Raw genomic sequence first — 20,665 nt, forward strand, 5'->3', positions numbered from 1 at the left:
AAGAAATGATAGTTTCAATAAATCAAGATTATCCGGAGAAATTGAAAAGTAAAGATTTTGATTGCTTCGTTTCACTCACAATGGACTCATTTTTACACACCGGTGATTTCAGTTAAACGCCTGTCATTGCTAACGAAGTGAAGCAATCTTATTTCTTTTACCGGACACAAGTGAAAAAAATAATCAATGATTTTCAAAAAAAAATTAGTACTTTGTATTGCATAGTACTAAAATTTTATCATATATTTGCATAACACTATTCAGGGCAATGGATAGTATTCTAAAAAATAAAACATGAATACCAACATTTTGACAAAAAAGAAAAGGAAATGAAGGCTTTTACAACCAGGAAAATAAGAACATTACTTCCGGCAATTTTCACCGGGATCATTCTCATTTTCCTGTCATCAGAGAAGCACCATGGCAAATTTCTTCCCTGCAAAAGTTTCACGACTCCATCCAAAGAGTATTTTGAAACAGATGTTGAACCATGCTCCGAACCCGATTCGGGCACCGATAAATCAAACATGGGGGTCAACTCGGCTTTCATGATTGGCTTACCGTTTTAAAACTTAAAAAGTATGAAAATAGAAAACGCAAAAGCCCAAATGCGAAAAGGAGTGCTGGAATACTGCATTCTCTCTGTTCTTTCGCGGGGCGATGCTTACGCGTCCGACATCATCCACGACATGAAGGAGGCGCGCATCATCGTGGTGGAGGGTACCCTTTACCCTCTGCTGACACGTCTTAAAAATGCAGGTTTGCTATCCTACCGATGGGAAGAGTCCACTCAGGGTCCGCCACGAAAATATTATGAATTAACCGACCGCGGCAACGAATTTCTGCAGGAACTTGACAAATCCTGGCACGAATTAGTAGATTCTGTTCAATTTATCCACTCCAAAAATCCGTAACCATGAAGAAAGTAATGACCATTAATATAGCAGGCCGCTCATTCTATATAGACGAAGATGCTTATGCCCGCCTTGAGCGATATCTGAAAAGGCTGGAGAACTGGTCGAAAGAAAAAGAGGAAGGGCAGGAAATCCTGAACGATATAGAAGGACGTATCCGGGAATTGCTGGAAGAGAAAATCAACCCCTCAACGGGCGTTATCACCCTCGAAACAGTCAATGAAATCGTTGCCACCATGGGTGAGCCGGAGGATTTCCAGGAAGAAGATAGCAGCAACAGCAACCATCGTGCTTACGATGATTTCACAACAACTTCTGCTGGTCACCGCCGTCGGCGCCTTTTCCGAGACATGGAAGACAAAGTTTTTGGTGGTGTTTGCTCCGGAATAGCTGCTTACTTCAACATCGACCGGGTAGTAGTGCGGGTATTATTTGCCCTGCTGGCATTTTTGAGCTTTGGCACTGCATTACCTATCTACCTTATTTTGTGGATTGCCATTCCCCCTGCCCTCACTTCCTCCCAGCGTCTGGAAATGAAGGGTGATGATGTTACCATCTCCAATATCGAGAAAAATATTAAAAATGAATACAACGATGTAAAACAACGTTTTCAGCAATCATCGGCATTCAAGAAAGGGGAAAATTACCTGAACCGGTTTCAGCGGCGCGACCGCAATATTTTTATTATCGCGGCAGTTGTGGTTGGGATAATCGTGCTGACCAACCTCATCAGCATTCCGTTTCACTTAGGGTTTTCACCTGCGTTTCACATGAATATGCCTTTTGCAAACATTGGTTTTCCGGGTGTATTTCCACTCATCCTGATTTTGCTAATCCTGGGACTGGCATTTCGTTCGGCTATGAAAGGCTTCCTGATTCTGATAGCAGTGGTACTGGTAGCAGCATTTTTGTTCAAGATCCTTGGCTTTGTAGCGTGGCCGCATGTGATGCATAGTGTTTTATAGATTTTTTAGTTTTGGGGTTCTCGCTTTGAGTTTTGAGTTCTGGGTTTTGAGTTTGAACTTTTTCTAACCCCTAACCCCCTAACTTGGGTTTTGAGTAAAAACATTAAACAAAATTGAATTATGAAGAAAACAGTCCAAATAAACCTTGCAGGTCATGCATTCAGCATTGATGAGGATGCATACGAAAAACTGGATGCCTACCTGAAGGCGGTTGAAAACAAACTGGGCAATAACGAAGAAGCCCGGGAGACGCTCGACGACATCAATCTGCGAATTGCAGAGTTGTTTCGGGGAGTACACTCCGATGCCACATCGGCCATTACCCTCACCGATGTGGAAGAGGTCATTAAAACACTGGGCGCTCCGGCAGATTATGAAACACCCGACGAGCCGGATGAGCCCAAAGAAGAGAAATCCACTTTTGAACCCCCGTTAAAAAAACAGCTCTTCCGCGACCCCGACAGCCGCGTTTTGGGGGGCGTTTGCAGCGGACTCGGAAGTTATTTCGGGGTGGATCCCATCATTTTCAGACTGTTGTTCATCGTAGCAACCATTCTTTATGGAACCTCGTTTCTGGCTTACATCGTTTTATGGATTGCCATCCCTAAAGCAGTTACCGTTCAACAACGCATTATGATGATGGGGGGAGCACCGGGAAGCGACTCCTGGCGACGCAGACAGGTCAACCGTCCCACTGGAACCGACCCGACAAACAGCATTCTACGTGCATTAGCAGTCGTTTTTGGAATATTCCTAATAATCGTCTCCTTTGTTTCCCTGACCGGGCTCATCGTCTCCTTTACACTCACCGACGTCCTGTTCAGCTCTTTCATGGGTGATGGCACCTGGATTTCTCAAATAGATTCACTATTTCTGATGCCGGACCAGAGACTTACTGCTTTTCTGGGATTGTTACTGACGGCCGGAATTCCCCTTTTAGTGCTATTCTACCTGGGAATGCACCTGATTTTCCGATTCAAAAAAGGGGGAGCTGCTTTTCTGGTCACTTCGCTGATTCTGTGGCTGGCAGGAATCGGGCTGATAGTGTATACCGGACTCAACATTGCCACTCAATATGCCACAAAAGACCGTATCGAAGAAACATCCGACCTGAGGATTCCCACCTCCGACACCATTTACATTGATGTAAATCAGTCCTCTCTTGCTTTGGGGAAAGGAGAATCGATTCTCAGTCACGACGGCCTTTCTGTTCGCAGTAGCAACAACAAGCTCGTACTAATTGGCACACCTGACATCGAAGTCATTAAAAATGCTGAACACTTCAAAATAACTGTGCGAAAAGAAGCCCGTGGAAAAAACAATCAACGTGCAGCCGAGAATGCAGCACGCATTGAATTTTTCCACCTACAAAATGACTCATTGCTGATGCTTGACCGATATTTTAATGTTCAGAGCCCCGCGCTTATCCGCAACCAAAAAGTTTTTGTTGATATTGAGGTTCCCACTGGGAAAGAAGTGCAAATAGCAGATGACCTGAAGTATTTGGTGGAGATATCGGAAGATCAATATTGAGATAATAAATTCTAACCTGAACAAGGAGAAATCAAACAAGCCTGAAGATAATTATTTTAACAGGTTTGATTGAAAGTCACTATTGTCCGGAGAAACTTTTTTCTTGAAATACGAATTATCGTTATGAGATGTTCAAACATCAAGAAATACAATCAATCGAAGAGAAAATGGATGTAGGAAATAATAAATTATTTTCAAATCCATTTTATTGAGGACCGTTATATTTTGCAGATAGTTGGACATCGGAATAGAATATTTGTGAATAATGCAGGTTAAGACAACAACTCAAAAAACTTATCATTAAACCTTAAAAACATGAAAAGAAAAGTCCTTCTAACACTATTGGTCGTTTTATATTCAGTAATAACTGTTACTGCACAAAACAGCGCCTCCGAAAAACTTTATACACAACTCGATGGGGCCAATGGTGTCACCATTCTCTCCTTTTCCCAAAATGCTATTGAGCTGACCAATATGTTTGTCGATGAGGACAATGAGCGGGAGGTAAACGGAGAGTTAAAAAAAGTAAAGCTGATGATATGCAAAGAGGCGGAAGACAAAACGATCCGCGAAGTAATCAAAACTTTTGAAAAACATCCCTTTTCAGAAGTTGAAGAAGAAAAGGAACACAAAGATGACAGCCGGGTCTTTGTAATCAGGAACGGCCGGAAAGTGAAAGAATGCCATATCGTTGCCAACGATAAAGAATCCTTACTGGTATTCTCATTTTATGGGGATTTCAGAATAGAGGGCATTGACGATCTGGCAAATAAAGCCGACAACTTGAAATAATCAGCCAATATTTTACTAACTTGGTTCTGAATAACGGGCGTTGCCCTCAATCGTTCCGGACCATGTTTAGTAAAATCTCTGTTGTTTTTTCAATCCTGTTTTGGGTTCTGGGAGCCCAGTCTGCCACGGCTCAAACAACTGAATTGTCGGATACAGACATTCAACATTTCCTGCGTACACTCCCGCGCATGGTGCCTCAGCTCTGCGATGCTGAAATCACTATTTCCGAGGCCTACTATATCTGGCCACGCGATGCATCTCTGGATGCCAGAGGAGAAATTCTTCTGGAAGAATATGGGTACGATGCTTTACGCCTTGAGTCGCTGATTACTTTTTGCAAAGCCTGGTTTTGCCTCAACTATGATTCTCTTCTTCACCAGCGACAACAAATACTGATGTCCAACGAGGAACAACTCACGGAAAATCCTTATATCTCAGACGGTCAGAAACGCATAAACATTCGTATCCTCAATAAAGAACTGGGGCATGACAAACAGAAATTACAGGAAAGTCTTGGGCCCTCGAACTTGCAATTGGTGAGGGATTATTGCGAAGAGATAAGAGTAATGTGGGAAAAATTAAAAGAAACAGAGTGATAAAAGACACCCAAATTACCTAAATTCCATTCCGATAAGGGAGATGTCATCAAATACCGCTCCCGACTGGATATATCTGGCAACTAATGCCTTGGCCTCCTCCATATTTTGCTCAATGTTCTGACCATTGGTGATAATTTTCTCGATACTTGTAAGGCCCGAATGTACTTCATTGTCCCGCTCCAATTCAATCAGGCCATCAGTAAAAGCCATCATCTTGGCATTTTTTGGAACAGTCAGCTTTCCCACTTCCACAGATGGAATTACATCCAGCATTCCCAATCCGATGCATCCCTTATCAAGCGAAGAGAGATGCGATTTTCTGGAATCAAACAAAAGGGGCGGCAGATGCCCCGCATTAACATAAGTAAGCCGTCGTGAACGAAGATTGTATTTACCAATAAACATGGTAATGAATTTTTCATTATTGGCACTGTTGTTCACCCGGGTATTTAATTGATGAACCAACTTGCGAAGATTTATTCTTGACGTAAAAAGAGTGCGTATAACAGCCTGGAAATTTGACATCAGTAAAGCAGCTGCAATCCCTTTTCCCGACACATCGGCCACACAAAATCCGATGGAAGTTCTCGAAAGAGAAATAATATCGTAATAGTCGCCACCAACACCCCAGTGAGGATGATAAAAAGAGTGCAGCGATAAATCTTTATGTTTGGGCAACTCATCAGCACCTGGAATCAACTGAGTTTGAATCCGTGAAGCCACCTCCATCTCTTTCTTCAGGGCTTCCTGTTCCAGAATGGTTTCCTGCATTCGTTTATTCTCAATAAAAACGATGATTAAATTGGAGATAATCTGAATCAGTTTCAGGTGCTTAATTGTGGGGCTGATTCCCTGGTGTTCTTCTTCCACATCACCAATAAGCACATACCCGATGGCCCGGTAACGGTGAAAAAGCGGAATCACCGCATCAAAGCCCTCAAGCGGAACAGGTGGTGCAAGGGTAATATTTTCAATGGATTTAAATTGAAGAAGGTCACGCTCCACATCTATCTCCTCCACTTCCTTAGCCGAGACACCGGAAATAAGCAGGTTCTTCCACTCCCCTTCAGAATTTGTAAAAACCAGAATTTTACCAACCTCCAGCTCCTCACGTAACAATATCTCAAACTCACCCAACAAATCATCAACCGTATGATCCTGGTTAATGGTCTGGGCAATATCAAGCAATATATTGAGCCTGTCTTTATAGAGACGAAGTCTTTTCTTCTTTACCTGCGTAATCATGAATGAAATTGAGTGTGACAACCAGCATAAATGTACAAAATAAAATTTTTAAATGCGAACGTTTGTTCCGAAGATGTCCCGATATGCGTTAAGCTAAAAAGACACCCGCCAGATTTCTTCCGATATAGAAGCCATCTGGCGGGTGCCTGTTTCCTGGTAATTGATTTATTCCTTTACACGTTCAACGTAAGACTGGTCGCGTGTATCAACTTTTATATTGTCGCCGGTGTTCACAAACAGGGGAACCATAATCGTTGCACCGGTATCCACCGTAGCAGGTTTCAATGAGTTGGTAGATGAAGTGTCGCCACGCACGCCCGGCTCGGTATAAGTTACCTCATAATTGATAAACTGCGGCAGATTCACCATCAGTGGCGTTTCAGTATCGGCATGGTAAACAATTTCCAGTTCCAAACCCTCTTTCATCAAGTGGGGGTTTTCCAACAAATCTTCAGCTAAATTGACCTGTTCGAAAGTTTCACTGTTCATGAAGTGATACCCCAAATCATCCTTGTAAAGAAACTGGTGAGGTCTTCGCTCTACACGGGCTTCCGTAACTTTTACTCCCGAAGAAAAAGTATTGTCAATTACCTTCCCGGTAGATACATTTCTGAGCTTTGTACGAACAAATGCAGGCCCTTTACCTGGCTTTACATGCTGAAACTGAATGATAAAGAACAACTGTCCGTTAAATTCTATGCACATCCCGTTTCTGAAATCTGAGGTTGTTGCCATTTTATTTTTCTTAATTAATGGTGTGTATTTTTTTTTGCGCTGCAAAAATAGTGTAAATCAATGAAAACGCCACCAAAAATTCAGAAATATGTGTTTGAGGTTATGAGTTTCGGATAGAGGTTGAAACTCTAATCCCTACTTGCCTAATCCCCTTTTTGAGTTGAGAGTTGAACTCCTAATTCATCTGATAGCTGGATATTGGATTCTGCAAGCCCCGGAATTGTTCAAGATTACAAGTAAAAGAACCCACTCTAAGTTCAAACCGGATACGCACAGGAATCCGATTTAGATCGCGGGAAATCCAAACCTGCATGTCGTCTTCGTTTTTAAAAGCGCGTCCCACCTCTGTTACCGGCACAAAAAGGTAACATTCCAGTTTACCCAAAGGGGTATCAATGGTTTCAATACCTTTGTAACGTATACGTAACGGGTACAATTCATCAGAGAAATAAGTCATGATTTCAATCATATCACCTTTTTTCAGGTCATCATTGAATTTATGCTTACGGGCAAAGTAAAACGCCGATAAAATATCCTGAATATTTTCGGGGACCCAATGTTCCCCGGATTTCTGACTGATAACCAATGCAGAATCAACATGCTGATGTTGATATTCAACCTCGTTGTAATATCGATAGCTTCCTTCACGTATACTACGAACAGACTTCACAGGAAGATCCGTTTGGGGATGAATAAAACTTTCGTAGCGGTCGCGCACTTTATAAATGGCATCTGCCAGTCCTACTGTTTTACCCCTGGCAATCACATGATGCACCTTTTCACCTTTCAGCATGGTATCCTTAACACTGAGATTGGCTTCCCCTCCTTTGAGGAAACCAAACTTAAGAGAGTACATCAACTCTTCACCGGCCTGATAAACTGATTGCTGACCGACAGAAGACGAATTACCCACAACAGGTTGATCAATGGCCGCCATTCCTCTATTGAAGACCAGCAAAAATATAACAGATAAACAGATTAATCGCTTCATAACAATTAAGATTTGTAGCCCATAAAAAAGAAAGTAACCATTCCCTTGTATGGAATTATTTCCCTAATTGTTACAATTTTGGGGCCGTTTTATTCAAAACGAAGCGCATCGATTGGGTCAAGACCAGCAGCCTTGCGGGCCGGATACCACCCAAAAAATATTCCAACAACCGCACAAACTGCAAAGGAGAGTAAAATAGACTGGTTGGTTACCACCACCGGCCAATCCAACAAATTTCCCATGCCGTAAGCCACTATAAGTCCCAGTGATACACCAAAGAGACCTCCTCCAACACTGACAATAACAGCCTCCATCAGGAATTGAGACAAAATATCCTGGCCCCGTCCACCAACAGCCATCCGAAGTCCTATTTCCCGTGTTCGCTCAGTTACCGACACAAACATAATATTCATAATGCCGATACCACCAACCAACAGGGAAATCCCTGCAATAGCGCCAAGCAGGAGGGTCAACATTTCACCGGTACTGCTAAAAGTATTAATCAACTCCTGTTGTGAACGGACATTGAAGTCGTTTTCCTCATCTTCATCCAATCCATGTGAAGCCCGAAGAGCCACCGTAATCTCTTCTTCTGCCTGTTCGGAAACCTGCTCATTTTCGGCACTGGCATAAATCGACTGCACATGGGTAATGGCCATAATCCGCTTCTGAATGGTAGAATAGGGTGCCAGTATCACATCATCCTGATCCTGGCCAAAGGTATTCTGCCCTTTGGGAGACAACACCCCAATCACCTTAAACGGAACATTCTTAAACCGGATCGTTTCACCTACAGCACTCAACTTATCGGGAAACAGGTTCTCCACTACTGTTTGCCCCAACAAACACACTTTGGCAGCCCGCATCACTTCATAGTTTGTAAACATAACGCCTTCGGCTACCTCCATCTTGCGAATTTCCGGAAATTCCTCTCCAACTCCCTGTATGGTCGTAGGCCAGTTGCGCCCACCTGCAATCACCTGCCCCCCGGAACTTACCATGGGCGACACCCCCGACAAGTTTTGGGCTGTTCGGCGAATAGTTTCCAAATCATCAAGGGTCAATGACTTCATAGAAGAAGGATCCATCCGCACACCACCCCGCATATCACTTCCCGGGTGCACCATAATCATGTTGGCTCCCATGGATGAAATCTGCTGCTGAATACTTTGCTTGGAGCCCTGTCCAATACCCAGCATCGTAATTACTGAGGCAACACCAATGATAACCCCCAACATGGTCAGGAATGTTCTCATTTTATTACGAGACATGGCTCTTACCGCGATTTTTGACAGATTGAATATGGTCATGATAATTTCGAGTTCTGTGTTTGGATTTATGAGGTTCAGGGACTTGGCATTAACATTGACTTACAGGTCTTCCCAGATTTTTAAAGTCTTCCAATATCTTGCCGTCTTTCAACACAATCGTACGGTTGCTGTATTCAGCGATTTCATGTTCATGAGTGACAAAAACAATAGTTTTGCCCTGGCTGTTGAGTTCTTGAAATAATTCCATAATATCAAGTGTCGTTTTGCTGTCCAGATTACCGGTAGCCTCATCGGCCAGCACCATTACAGGATCGTTTACCAATGCCCGGGCAATGGCCACCCGTTGCTGCTGACCCCCCGAGAGCTGATTGGGTGCATGATCCATCCGGTCGGCCAAACCGACGGTCTCCAAAGCCAGGCGGGCCAGTTCTCTTCTTTGACGCGGCGGAACATCAGCGTTATACATCAGCGGAAGCTCAACATTCTCCAGAGCAGAAGTACGGGCCAGCAGGTTAAACGACTGAAAGACAAAGCCTATTTTCCGGTTTCTGATTTGGGCCAGTTCATTTTTGCTCAAGCTCCCTACCCTGATGCCGTCAAGAACGTACTCCCCACTTGTGGGTCGATCCAGCGCACCCAAAACATTCAACAAAGTGGACTTTCCGGAGCCACTGGCACCCATAATGGTTAAAAACTCCCCCCGAACTACATCAAATGAGACCCCGTTAAGCGCATGAACGGTCTCAATCCCTACAGAAAAATCACGCTGCAGTCGCTCTATTTTAATTATAGTCCTTTTCATAAATAGTCCGTTAAACTTTTGCAAAACCTCTGAATCAGTTGTTTATTATTAAAAGTTGCCTTGTGCTAGAGCGCACATTTTCAACGCCATACGATTTTTTATTAATTCTTATATCTAAAAATTTACGGTCTATTGTTTCATCAACAGAAAGTTAAACTTTAGCCTGATTTTTTTTGAATATTTTTTCTCTCCCTTTCTGCACCTTTATGGAGGTCCCGGCATAAAAGGGCTTCGCACGGCTGTGGCCTGAGCCTCCCGCATGACCTGCATCCCTGCAATGACTGAATCACCCACGCTAAGCCCCCGTATCACCTCTGTCAGCACGCCGTCTTCAAGGCCGGTCTCCACACGCTCCGGGTATATAAGTCCATTTTTCTTTATCCATACTTTTTCTCCAGATGAAAATGTAGTTTCACTATCACGAAATCTCTCAACCAACATGGGCACCCCCCCAACCATTCCTGCTTCAGGTTGGAACCTTAGCGCTGCCACCGGTACTAAGGGAACATTCTCCACCTTACGGGCTACAATGGTCACGCTGGCGGTCAGTCCAGGTTTCAATTTCAGGTCAGGATTCGGAGCATCAATAATCACGGTATAGGTAACCACGTTGCTTTCTATCACCGGTTCCAGCCGAATCTGGGTAACTTTACCAAGAAAATCTGTGCCGGGGAAAGCATCCACCGTAAAAGTGGCTTCCTGTCCCACAGCCACCTGACCAATATCTGCCTCATCCACATCAGCCTCCACCTGCATACGTGTGAGATCACGAGCTATTAAAAACAGCGTGGGTGTATTAAAGCTGGCGGCCACAGTTTGTCCTACATCCACACTTTTACTCAGCACCACCCCATCAATAGGAGAATAAATACGTGCATAAGAGAGATTCACTTCTGCCTGGGCAACTTCCGACTTCAATGACTCTACTGAAGTGCGTGCATTTCGAAGCTTGTAAAGCACCTCATCGTACTCCGTCTCACTAACCATCTGCTTATTGTACAGTTTTTGAGTTCTGTTGAAATTTTTTTTCTGGTAATCGAGCTCGTTTTCCGCTGATGCAAGACTAGACCGAACCTGCAGTAAGCGGGCACTCAGAGAACTCTCATCAATGCGTGCAATGAGTTGCCCTTTATGCACCTGCTTATTGTAGTCGGTGAATATTTCTTCTATAACCCCGGAGACCTGGGTTCCCACTTCTACCTGGTCGATAGGCTCCACGGTGCCTGTGGCCGTTACAGTATTCACGATACTACCTGTTTTTACCACATAATAACGGGGACTGGAAGTCTCCCTGCTTACTCCCCGACTGAAGAAAAAGACAATTCCTGCCGTCAGGAGTACCAGAACAATTCCGGGAATGACAAATTTTCGTTTCATAACAATAATCAACAGTACATTAAAAAAAGCCTGGACGCAAAGTCGCAAAGGTTTTAAGGAGTATTGTATTAAAATCAGCTTATTATTTTAGTCTTCAAAAGTGATAGGTTTTCCCCGATAAAAATCCAGCATTTTCTGATACAACAATGCAGCGTAACGAGACTGAATAAGTTCAGCTTCAGCGTTAAGCAGCTCATCTCTTGATTGACGCAACGCAATGGCATTGAGCATCCCCAATTCAAATTGCTCCTGCCTTAACTGATAACTTAACCGTGCTGCATCAGCCTTGTCACGTGCTGCTTCGTAACGCGACTGCTGCGCCAAAGCATCTACATATAGCTGTTCGACGGTTTGTAATAACTGATTGCGCACATTGTTAATTTCCAGGCGGGCCTGCTGAAAATTTATCCTCGAACGCGTTACATTCACTCTGTTTTCATTTCGACTAAAAAGAGGAATGCTTACCGAAAGCCCGATATTCTGAGCAAACCTGTCGTTCATCTGGTTGCTAAAAGAGCCCTCGTTAATTTCGGAAAAAGATGATGACGCCGAGGCGCTTAAACTAACTTTTGGAAGATACCCCGCTTTAGCATTGTCTAGATCAAGAGCAGCTACTTGCTCCGACAAAAGGCTGTTCTCGATTTCAGGCCTTGCCTTCAGAACGTCCCCGGCAATCTCGGAAAACAAGGGCAACTCGCCTGCAGGTTCGGGAATCCGGGCAGGCCAAAGAGGGCTAAAAGATTCATTGTAAGGAATATCCAGCAAAGTTTTCAGACTGGTCAGCCGAATATCCAATTCGTTGTGCGAAGTAACCAGTGAGTACCTGTCGGATGCGTATTGCGCCTGCATCTCAGCCACGTCCTGACGAGTTACCGAACCTAATTCGAATAAAGACTTTGTACGATTCAATGCTCCCAGGGAGGTTGCTTCGGACTCTTTGTAATATAGATAGTTCTCCCGGGCAAACAGTAAATTCATCCACGCCTGGGTTACGGAGATGACGATATCATTTCCGGCCTCTTCAGTATTTAAAAATGCTTTTTGCAGTTCAAGGCGTGAGGCTTCAATTTGGTTGGAAATAATCCCTCCCTGATAGATAGGCATCTCGGAATTTATGCCTGTCTGCATCCCTGAGGTAAATTGACCTCCCGTATTGTCATAAGCTCGGCTGTTGTTGCCGGAAATGGAAGCAGAGGCACTTAACGAGGGCAGCCAACTGCTTTTTGCCTGCAAAAGAGTTGCTGCTTCTGCATCTGCCTGAAGCCGGGTCTTCCTCACCGAGATATTATTCTCCAGCGCATAAGAAATACACCGTTCCAATGTCCATCGCTCAGCAATCTCCAAATCAGTGCTCTGCCCAGCCAGCATAGGGAATCTTATCAGAAATACTAGGAAAAGGAAAACTATTTTACAATAATGTGCCATCTTTCAGAATTTTCAAAAATCATTCGGAAAACAAATTACCGTCATCACCTTCACAAGTCGAAATGATTTCATCCAACCCCTTAAATCTCTCTTCAAACAAATGGTTTCCCTCTATTTTACAAATCACTAGTGTCCGGAGAAATTAAAAGTAAAGATTTAGATTGCTTTCCGGATAAACAGGGATAGGCAGTTTCACTTTCAATAACCACATTTCCTTAAGACAAGGTACCAGCATTTACAAGTAGGAGAACCAGTCCGTTAACATGTCATTAACACTAAATAACATCTTATTAACTTATATTTATTAAGAATCAATCTAAACTTGTTAATTACTAAAAATGAATTTTTAACTTAAAAACAATAGCGCTATGAAACGTAAATTAGCTTTATCATTCTTGTTTGTATTCACTTTAGCCCTGTCGGCTCCTGCTTTGTCTAACGCCATGATTCAGGAACCCGAGAAGAAAGAGTGCGAGAAAAAAGAACCTTGTTCTAAAGAAGCAAAAGCAGAATGCGACAAGACGAAAGAAGAGAAAAAAGAGTGCGACAAAAAAGCTGAGAAAAAAGAATGTGACAAAGAAAAGAAGTAATCTTCAATTTGTTGTGAATCAAAAAAGCCCGGAATTTTATTCCGGGTTTTTTTATGCTCTTACTCTTAAAGGTAAAAAAGAACTTTTCGAACCTCCTCACGGTACGACTGCCCAATAGGGATCACTTTTTGGGTATTATGCAACTGCAGCTGATTTCCGTAAAGGGCCTTCACCTGCTGTTTGTTGACGATAAAAGACTTGTGAACACGCATAAAAACATTAGAAGACAATGATTCCACCAGATTCTTCAGTGATTCCAGAGACACTAGTTTTTGGTTTACACAGTGAATTGTAACATATTCACGCATCCCTTCAATGAATAGAATTTCGGCAATCTTTACCCTGTAGGATTTATGATCTGCTTTTACAATGATGCACTCATCCGGATCTTGCATTGAAACGTCCCCGGGCCCAATTGATGAATTACTTTTCAGGAGGCGATCACCGGCCTTTTGCACCGATTGCATAAAGCGTTCGAAAGAAAAAGGTTTTAGCAGATAATCTATCACATCTAGTTGGTATCCCTCCAACGCATACTCTGAATATGCAGAAGTGATGACCACCAGAATGTTCTTTAGCTGAAACGCTTTCAGAAAATCCATTCCTGATATCTCGGGCATTTGGATATCAAGAAAAACCAGGTCGGCCCCACCCCCCTGAAGCAATGGTAAAGCCTCCAGGGGAGCTTTAAAGCTTCCTGCCAGCTCCAGATATGGAAAACGATCAATGTAGTCTTTCAGCAATGCCCGGGCCGGAAATTCATCATCAATTATCACGCAACGTATCTTCATGAAACCACTATTTCCAGGTTTACTTCAAAACGATCTTCCAGGTCATTAATTTCTATTTGATGACGACCTTTATAGAGAAACGACAAACGCTTTTTTACATTCTCAATCCCAATACCGCCGACTTTATCCTTGGATATTTCAGCAATCGGTTTACTATTGGCGCAAAAGAAATGGATTCTTCCGGTTCCGGACTCAAGTTTCATTCGAATCCATCCATTCACGGTATCATCAATATTTCCATGTTTAAAAGCATTCTCCACGAACGGAAAAAACAGCATAGGCTCTATTTTCGTCTCCGAATCAACCTTCTCCATATCAATATCCAGCAGCGGCGAATCTTCCAGCTTAATTTTCTGAAACTCTACAAAATTCTCAATATAATCAATTTCCATACTGAGTGGAATTTTGTGAGTATCCGTTTCATAAACAATAAACCGGAGCATCGAGGAGAGCATCAGAATCAACTTCGGTGTTTTGGGGCTCTGTCGCTGTGCCAGCGAATATATATTATTCAGAGCATTAAACAGGAAGTGAGGATTCATCTGTGACTTCAGGAATTTCATCTCCGTTTCCAGATTCTCGTTGGTCAATGAAAATCGTTCCTTCTCTTTCCTGCGTGCATCCACCATCACCCAAAACATAGTACTCAGGAACAATATCCCCAGGGAAGAAAGCAGACTAAAAACCGTATGTCGGCCAATAAATTCACCGGGGGGGGTAGGCGGCCTATTCAGATCTCTACGCTCAGGTATTCTGCCGTTTTGCTTCAGCGGAACTATTTCTTTCATTCTTTCTCCCTGAGGAGTCGCAATATCCATAACTTCAGACTGGTTTATTATCATTCTTTCCCAATCTTCTTTATCTACAGGGTCGGTAACATTCCACAAAAAGGAGACAGAACCCAATAAAATGAAAATGGCAATCCCATACGCCATAAATCTGCTACGCCCCACCAGCAACGGCAGAAGCACCAGTATATTAACATAAAAAATAAATGCGTTAATCACCAGTGTACGTAAAGTCATAATAAGCGCAGTGCCGGAATCGAATATCAGGTTGGGCCCGTAAAAAAGCACAAATGAATAGCCCACCCAGATAATAATATGCAGCCATCCCAATTTCCTGTACTCAGCTTTAATTACAGACCCGACCCCGTCGTAACTCTTATGCTTTTTTTGCCAATTCATACGGTTCAGTCAAAAAAATCTTTTTCAATCATAATCATTTTGTTCCTCATCGGGATAGAAAGTCCATACATCATCGAAATAATAACCAAAACTATTTCCTGTGGTAACATACGGCTTGTTATTAATCGTGAAAGCTACCGCATCACTTCTTGATGAGCCTTCAAAATTAGTCTTTTCTTCCCAGAAATCGGTAATCGGATTGTACTCCCAGGTACTGTTTCCGGCATATCCAGCACCTCCCGTGGTCAAATAACCACAACCATTCATTGTAAAGGCTGCAATATTGCTTCCCTTCAGACTATATTCATCATCATACGATTCATCATCGTTGGTGTTACTGGTGATTTCACGTTTTTCGGTCCAGTTGTCGGTCTCAGGGTCATACACCCATGCATCAGTCACATAATTGCTATTGTCAACACCGGTAAAAACATAAGCTTTACCCTCCAGCACAAAAACCGCTGCATCGCGCCGCTTTGAACCACCAATACTCATAATTTGCACCCAATTGCCGGTGGAAACATCAAATCGATAAAAATCCTTTAACCGGTTCCCATCGTATCCAGTTCCCACATACCCCTTGTCATCAATACTAAAAGCTATAGCGGAGTAACGAGCCGTTCCGGGAAAGTCGGATGCCTGTATCCATTTCCCGCTATCTCCCTGAGCAGGGTCAAATTCCCAAAAATCTTTCAATTTATTTTCACCGTCATAACCCGTCCCCACATAACCTTTGCCATTGGCTGAAAAAGCCACTGCCCCATTGCGTGCGGGTGCTTCAGCAGGTAACGAAGCGACCTCCCTCCAGGAGTCGTTGGCAGCATCATATCGCCAGAAATCCCTCAGACGTTCATCTTCTTCGCCGTTGTACCCCGTCCCCACATAAGCATACTCTCCAATTACGAAAACCACGGCATCGGTTCGCGGAATGCCTTCAAAAGCGCCCAGTTCAACCCAGTTGCCAAGAAGTTCATCATCATCATCATCGTCACAAGCCGTAAAAACCAGTAATGTGGATAACAAAATCCACCAGAATGTTTTGGATAATTGCATAAAATATTAATGTTTAAGATTTTAATTATTCATCAACAGCCCTCTCCGAAGCTTTCCAGCAGACGACTTTGACTACAAAAAGACAAATTACCGCATTGTCCACCATCTTTTTTCAACCAACCGTTGTCTGCTCCATCCCAACGATTGTTTTTCATCTATTTCCTTAAAGAAAACGGGGTAATAGATACAAAACTGCTGCTTGTAGGGGCTTTTCCTCTTCTTGTTGAAAAAATACCCTTTCAATGACTCCTGGTCTCTACATTCGCTGCCATTGTAAAACCGAAAAGAATTTATGCATAAAAAGAACTTAACACATTCTCTTCTTCAGGTAATTCTGATTTTGGGGATCCCCCTCTTGTATTCCTGCTCTGAGGGGGATCTCTCTATTGGAGATGGTTTTGTAAACTCCGAGACCTATACAGCCATCACGGATACCTTTTCATTAAATTTATCCACTTTCAGAATGGATAGCGTGGAAACTTCAGGTACCGGAACGGCTTTGTGTGGTCACAGCAAAACCCATGAAACCCGGGCCACCGGCTTTTTCCAAATAGCGCTGACCGCGGACAACATCGACAAAAAGGAAAAATTTGATTCCCTTTGCCTGATATTAAACCATTCCGGATACTATCTGGGAGATACCAGCAAATTGTTTGGACTAAACGTGCATCTTCTGAAGGAAGAGATAACAACCAACTCATCGGGATCAATTTGTGCCGATGACTCCTTTAAATATTCAAAGGCCCCCGTAGGCAGTTATCGTTACTTCCCGGAACCCAATTCAGGAGAAGTATTAACGATCAGGCTGACTGATTCTCTGGGGTTAAGACTTTTGGACACCCTGCAAACAAACAGCACCCTCTCTTCAGCCGACTTTGAAGACATAATCCGGGGTATTGCTTTAGTCTCCGATACATCTATTTCAGATGCCATCATAGGTTATTCCGCATCGGAAGGCAACATCAACCTCCGGCTATATACCCACAAGGTGGAACTGGAAGAAACCGAATACACACACGATTTTCCGCTAGAAAATGAAACCTTGCAATTCAACCATATTGAAACACTTACAACCAACAAAGCTCTGCAATCGCTTCGTTCGCACAAGCAAAAAATTCCAGAGTTAAAACTAAACCACTCAGCAATTCTCCAGGGCGGCACGGGCTTTTTCACCCGGATTGACATCACAGGCCTGACATCAATGAAAGCACTGCAACAAGAGGGACAAATTGTTAAAGCAACTCTTCAGGTGGGTGTTAAAACAGATCAGAATATCACCAACACACCACCATCATCACTCTACCTTCTGGAAGCTGACAAAATCAATCAGATTTCCTCCTATATCGTTAACAGCAACAGCAATACGGTTACAGGCTCGTTAAGTAAGAGTTCTTCACTTTATGAGGAAAACTACTTCTACACATTTGACATCACCTACTTTCTGAATGCACTCATCAACGAAGAAGTGACCACCGAAGGAACAGGCATTGTGCTGGCACTGCCCGAAGAAGACCTTCAGGGCAGCGTGAACAAAGTCACCTTTAAAGGTTATACAGATTCTTCGGCAGAGACCAAACTAAATGTTTTTTACTATAATTATGACAAAGAATAAACTACACATCCTGTTTATTATCCTGCTTTCTATCAACGGCATCAATTGTCTCAGGGCGCAAAACGCAACCTCGTCGCCCTATTCCATCTTCGGATTTGGGAACATGGAAACAGCGGCCCATGCCAGCAACAGTGCATTGGGAAACAGCGGCGTGGCGCTGCCGTCGGAAGGATATCTCAACTCCCTCAACCCTGCTTCGCTGAGTACGCTGGACTCCTTATCTTTTTACTTTAACCTGCAGGGACAGGGTTCCTTCAATAGATTTTCCATGTCGGGGAAAGAACAGACCAACTTCGACACCAATTTTGATATTTTGTCCATGGGATTCAGAATAACCCCCTGGTGGGGAGTATCATTGGGTCTATACCCCTTTTCGAGTGTTGGCTATGAAATAAATGCCGGCAGCGACATTCTGGGTTCCAACACCGATTACCCCATCGTTTACGAAGGCAGTGGAGGTCTCTCAAGAGCGACTCTTTCGAACGGAATAAAAATAAGGGAAAACCTGTCAGCCGGAGTTGATGTATCGTTTCTCTGGGGCTCTTCCGATATCGTAGAAACAGCCGATTATTCGTCGCTCAGTGGCATAACTATTGCCAACACGAGAAAATGGTATTTCAACAACCTCTATCTGAAATACGGATTGCAATACAACACAAAAACCGCTCACGGCAATTGGTATGCAGGAGCCACCTGGCAACCCAAAACCAACATTTATGCGACTTTCAACCAAACCATTGAACAAAATGAAAGTGCCACGTATTACGACGAGGATCAGTCGGCCGATGATGTATGGCTCCCCAATATTTATACTTTTGGAATGGCTCGTAAATGGAATTCAGGATGGCAAATCTCTGCCGATTACTCTTTTTCTGAATGGTCGGTATTGAATGAAAGCAACACAATGACAGGTGCTTTCACGACTCCCAGACGTTTGGTGGTGGTATCGCTTATTCACATCCGAAAAACAAACGCAAATTCATCAACCGGATGTCATGGCAGGCAGGAGCATTCTACACCGACGGAAATATTAGCGTAACCGAAACCAGGATTGAAGAAAAAGGGATAAGTGCAGGATTTTCCATTCCCATCAACGAGGCGGGAAACAAGCTGCATTTCAGCTATCAATACTCCGTAAAAGGGACTCAGAAAAATGGCCTGATTGAAGAAAACTACCATAAATTCAAAGTCAGTTTCTCCATTATTGAACGCTGGTTTGGTAAGCAGAAATTTTATTAACACTGCGGGTCTTTGAGATTTTATTAAGCGGTTCCCAGGTTCGGATCCAGGCATCGCTGAAGCGCCCGTTTTTCTGAATGACACTACGGTAATGTTCTGCTTCCTCCCGGCTTTTGAACTGACCGCTAACATAGCGCATATAACCATCGCGCCCCTCAAGAGCATTGACCGATTCCATGTTTAGCCCTTTGAAGAACCAAAATCCGGCTTTAGGGTAATGTTTGAGCGCTAAAACCTGAACGGTAAAGGTGGTATCCCGTAGTTGCGATTTTGTTGCTGTCTGCGGATGAACCTGTGCCAACTGAGGTGCTCCAGAATCCATGGAGTGTTGTTCGGGTGTCAACGGAGCCGCCATTCGCGGATCCTGTAACATGACAATCTGTTCAGATTTTTTATAGGATAGTTGTTCCGGAATATGTATGCTTTTCTTTTCCTCTGCAGAACCGGGAGTTACCTCTTTGATGGTATAGCTCTCTCCGGACTCCAGGAATAAAAGATAACGACCGGTAGCGGGATTGGGCCGGTAATCGCCTACACGCTTATTGTCCGAATCGCGCGAAACAAGCAGCCTTATCTGCTCCACCGGCAGATTTCTGGAGTTTTGAATAGTTCCCTCAATCACAGCAAGAGACCCACTGTAAAGCGAGTCAAACTCCACTTTATAGATATCTGACCTTCCCACATTTTCCGAAAACCGGTAAGAGGCATAATAAGCCTTGCTTTTGTCCAGAGTAGGAACAAAGAAAAAATCATCGTCCGGAGTATTGATAGGATGCCCCATATTCACCGGTTCTGTCCAGCGACCACCTGGTTGCATCTGACTGTAAAATACATCGAAGCGGCCCATCGAAGAATGTCCTTCGGATGCAAAATAGAGTGTTTGTCCATCGGGATGCAACATGGGTGTCTCTTCGTCTTTTTCTGAATTTATATTCGGCCCTAAATTAACAGGATCCTCCCAACGGCCATATTCATCGAGCCTGCTCATATATACATCCAATCCTCCGAAACCTCCGGGACGATTGCTGGTAAAAAAAAGGATGCTCTGATCAGGCGAAAGGCCGGCATGAGTTTCATCCCACTGCGAATTAATGGGGTAAGGAAGCTTTTCAGGTTCCTGCCATTCTCCGTTTAAGTAGTTACTCACATAAATACTTTTCCCGTCCCGATCGTTCTTATAAAGAAACAAACGGTTGCCATCGGGGGACAATGACAAAATTGATTTATGTTCTGTACGTGAAAAGAATTCATTCAATGCCCGTGGCTCAGTCCATCCATTTTCTGTTTTTTCGGCAAAAAATACTTTCTCCGGATACTGCCCGTCGGGCAATTGGGGTCCACGTCCTGAGGGCCTGCGTGAAGTGAAAAATATACGATTGCCTGTAAGTGAAACCAGTGGACTGTGATCGTCATACCCCGAGTTGAATGCCTGACCCAGATTCGTAATTCGCAAAGGAACAGGGTTCTTAAGTAAAATAGCGGCGTTTCGGGTTTGTTTCATCTCATTCCTGAATTCAACCCTCAGCTCCTCATCTTTTACGGAG

Annotated in this window: 21 protein-coding genes; 10 read left to right on the forward strand and 11 right to left on the reverse strand. The window is 43.5% G+C overall.

Annotation, left to right across the window (positions count from 1 at the left end; all coding sequences use genetic code 11):
• The first annotated feature begins 329 nt into the window (after positions 1–329).
• The 6 genes from QZZ43_RS04835 (at position 330) to QZZ43_RS04860 (ending at position 4,800) form a co-directional block, all read left to right on the forward strand.
• Complete coding sequence (locus QZZ43_RS04835; RefSeq protein ID WP_291856794.1) at positions 330–569, forward strand: hypothetical protein; 240 nt, start codon at positions 330–332, stop codon at positions 567–569.
• A gap of 12 nt (positions 570–581) precedes the next feature.
• Entirely contained in the window at positions 582–914 is a 333-nt protein-coding gene (locus tag QZZ43_RS04840) for a PadR family transcriptional regulator (RefSeq protein ID WP_291856795.1), read from the forward strand.
• Between the two features lie 2 nt (positions 915–916).
• On the forward strand, positions 917–1,879 hold the full coding sequence (locus QZZ43_RS04845; RefSeq protein WP_291856796.1) for a PspC domain-containing protein: 963 nt from the start codon (positions 917–919) through the stop codon (positions 1,877–1,879).
• A gap of 120 nt (positions 1,880–1,999) precedes the next feature.
• Positions 2,000–3,412, forward strand: a complete 1,413-nt coding sequence (locus QZZ43_RS04850) for a PspC domain-containing protein (protein WP_291856797.1) — start codon at positions 2,000–2,002, stop codon at positions 3,410–3,412.
• Between the two features lie 315 nt (positions 3,413–3,727).
• A complete protein-coding gene (locus QZZ43_RS04855; RefSeq protein WP_291856798.1) occupies positions 3,728–4,204 on the forward strand; it encodes a DUF4252 domain-containing protein in 477 nt (158 codons plus the stop codon).
• Positions 4,205–4,266: 62 nt separating this feature from the next.
• Positions 4,267–4,800: a hypothetical protein gene (locus tag QZZ43_RS04860; RefSeq protein ID WP_291856799.1), complete on the forward strand. Its 534-nt coding sequence runs from the start codon at positions 4,267–4,269 to the stop codon at positions 4,798–4,800.
• A gap of 15 nt (positions 4,801–4,815) precedes the next feature.
• Here QZZ43_RS04860 and QZZ43_RS04865 read toward each other — a convergent pair whose 3' ends face one another.
• The 7 genes from QZZ43_RS04865 to QZZ43_RS04895 form a co-directional block, all read right to left on the reverse strand.
• Positions 4,816–6,048 (reverse strand): SpoIIE family protein phosphatase, encoded by a 1,233-nt coding sequence (locus QZZ43_RS04865; protein WP_291856800.1) that lies wholly within the window; start codon positions 6,046–6,048, stop codon positions 4,816–4,818.
• A gap of 165 nt (positions 6,049–6,213) precedes the next feature.
• The gene (efp, locus tag QZZ43_RS04870) at positions 6,214–6,783 is read right to left on the reverse strand and encodes an elongation factor P (protein ID WP_291856801.1); all 570 of its coding nucleotides are present in this window, start codon (positions 6,781–6,783) and stop codon (positions 6,214–6,216) included.
• 175 nt (positions 6,784–6,958) lie between these two features.
• On the reverse strand, positions 6,959–7,774 hold the full coding sequence (locus QZZ43_RS04875) for a DUF3108 domain-containing protein (protein ID WP_291856802.1): 816 nt from the start codon (positions 7,772–7,774) through the stop codon (positions 6,959–6,961).
• An 89-nt stretch (positions 7,775–7,863) separates the two neighbouring features.
• Positions 7,864–9,045, reverse strand: coding sequence for an ABC transporter permease (locus QZZ43_RS04880; protein ID WP_291856803.1), 1,182 nt, complete (start codon positions 9,043–9,045; stop codon positions 7,864–7,866).
• Positions 9,046–9,133: 88 nt separating this feature from the next.
• Positions 9,134–9,847, reverse strand: coding sequence for an ABC transporter ATP-binding protein (locus QZZ43_RS04885; RefSeq protein WP_291856804.1), 714 nt, complete (start codon positions 9,845–9,847; stop codon positions 9,134–9,136).
• 204 nt (positions 9,848–10,051) lie between these two features.
• The gene (locus tag QZZ43_RS04890; protein ID WP_291856805.1) at positions 10,052–11,224 is read right to left on the reverse strand and encodes an efflux RND transporter periplasmic adaptor subunit; all 1,173 of its coding nucleotides are present in this window, start codon (positions 11,222–11,224) and stop codon (positions 10,052–10,054) included.
• Between the two features lie 87 nt (positions 11,225–11,311).
• Complete coding sequence (locus tag QZZ43_RS04895) at positions 11,312–12,649, reverse strand: TolC family protein (protein ID WP_291856806.1); 1,338 nt, start codon at positions 12,647–12,649, stop codon at positions 11,312–11,314.
• Between the two features lie 368 nt (positions 12,650–13,017).
• Between QZZ43_RS04895 and QZZ43_RS04900 the strand changes: the two genes are divergently transcribed.
• Positions 13,018–13,239 (forward strand): hypothetical protein, encoded by a 222-nt coding sequence (locus QZZ43_RS04900; protein WP_291856807.1) that lies wholly within the window; start codon positions 13,018–13,020, stop codon positions 13,237–13,239.
• 65 nt (positions 13,240–13,304) lie between these two features.
• Here QZZ43_RS04900 and QZZ43_RS04905 read toward each other — a convergent pair whose 3' ends face one another.
• The 3 genes from QZZ43_RS04905 to QZZ43_RS04915 are packed head-to-tail and all read right to left on the reverse strand — an operon-like array spanning position 13,305 to position 16,270.
• Positions 13,305–14,030 (reverse strand): LytTR family DNA-binding domain-containing protein, encoded by a 726-nt coding sequence (locus QZZ43_RS04905; RefSeq protein WP_291856808.1) that lies wholly within the window; start codon positions 14,028–14,030, stop codon positions 13,305–13,307.
• Positions 14,027–15,217 carry a sensor histidine kinase gene (locus QZZ43_RS04910; RefSeq protein WP_291856809.1) on the reverse strand — a complete coding sequence of 397 codons (1,191 nt, stop codon included), beginning with the start codon at positions 15,215–15,217 and terminating at the stop codon, positions 14,027–14,029. Before QZZ43_RS04910 ends, QZZ43_RS04905 begins: the two co-directional genes overlap by 4 nt.
• A 24-nt stretch (positions 15,218–15,241) precedes the next feature.
• Positions 15,242–16,270 (reverse strand): kelch repeat-containing protein, encoded by a 1,029-nt coding sequence (locus tag QZZ43_RS04915; RefSeq protein ID WP_291856810.1) that lies wholly within the window; start codon positions 16,268–16,270, stop codon positions 15,242–15,244.
• A gap of 292 nt (positions 16,271–16,562) precedes the next feature.
• Here QZZ43_RS04915 and QZZ43_RS04920 point away from each other — a divergent pair, with 292 nt between their 5' ends.
• Genes QZZ43_RS04920 through QZZ43_RS04930 form a run of 3 tightly spaced genes read left to right on the forward strand, consistent with a single transcriptional unit; the run spans position 16,563 to position 19,121 of the window.
• Positions 16,563–17,882, forward strand: a complete 1,320-nt coding sequence (locus QZZ43_RS04920; RefSeq protein ID WP_291856811.1) for a DUF4270 family protein — start codon at positions 16,563–16,565, stop codon at positions 17,880–17,882.
• A complete protein-coding gene (locus QZZ43_RS04925) occupies positions 17,869–18,921 on the forward strand; it encodes a hypothetical protein (protein ID WP_291856812.1) in 1,053 nt (350 codons plus the stop codon). The genes QZZ43_RS04920 and QZZ43_RS04925 overlap by 14 nt, the downstream gene beginning before the upstream one ends.
• The gene (locus QZZ43_RS04930; protein WP_291856813.1) at positions 18,873–19,121 is read left to right on the forward strand and encodes a hypothetical protein; all 249 of its coding nucleotides are present in this window, start codon (positions 18,873–18,875) and stop codon (positions 19,119–19,121) included. Before QZZ43_RS04925 ends, QZZ43_RS04930 begins: the two co-directional genes overlap by 49 nt.
• On the opposite strand, the gene QZZ43_RS04935 is transcribed toward QZZ43_RS04930, so the two are convergent.
• The coding region (locus QZZ43_RS04935; RefSeq protein WP_291856814.1) for a hypothetical protein at positions 19,084–20,665 on the reverse strand (1,582 nt) is incomplete at its 5' end. The two genes, QZZ43_RS04930 and QZZ43_RS04935, sit on opposite strands and share 38 nt — an antisense overlap.

The sequence above is a fragment of the Marinilabilia sp. genome (assembly GCF_016278715.1).
Classification (GTDB): Bacteria; Bacteroidota; Bacteroidia; order Bacteroidales; family Marinilabiliaceae; genus Marinilabilia.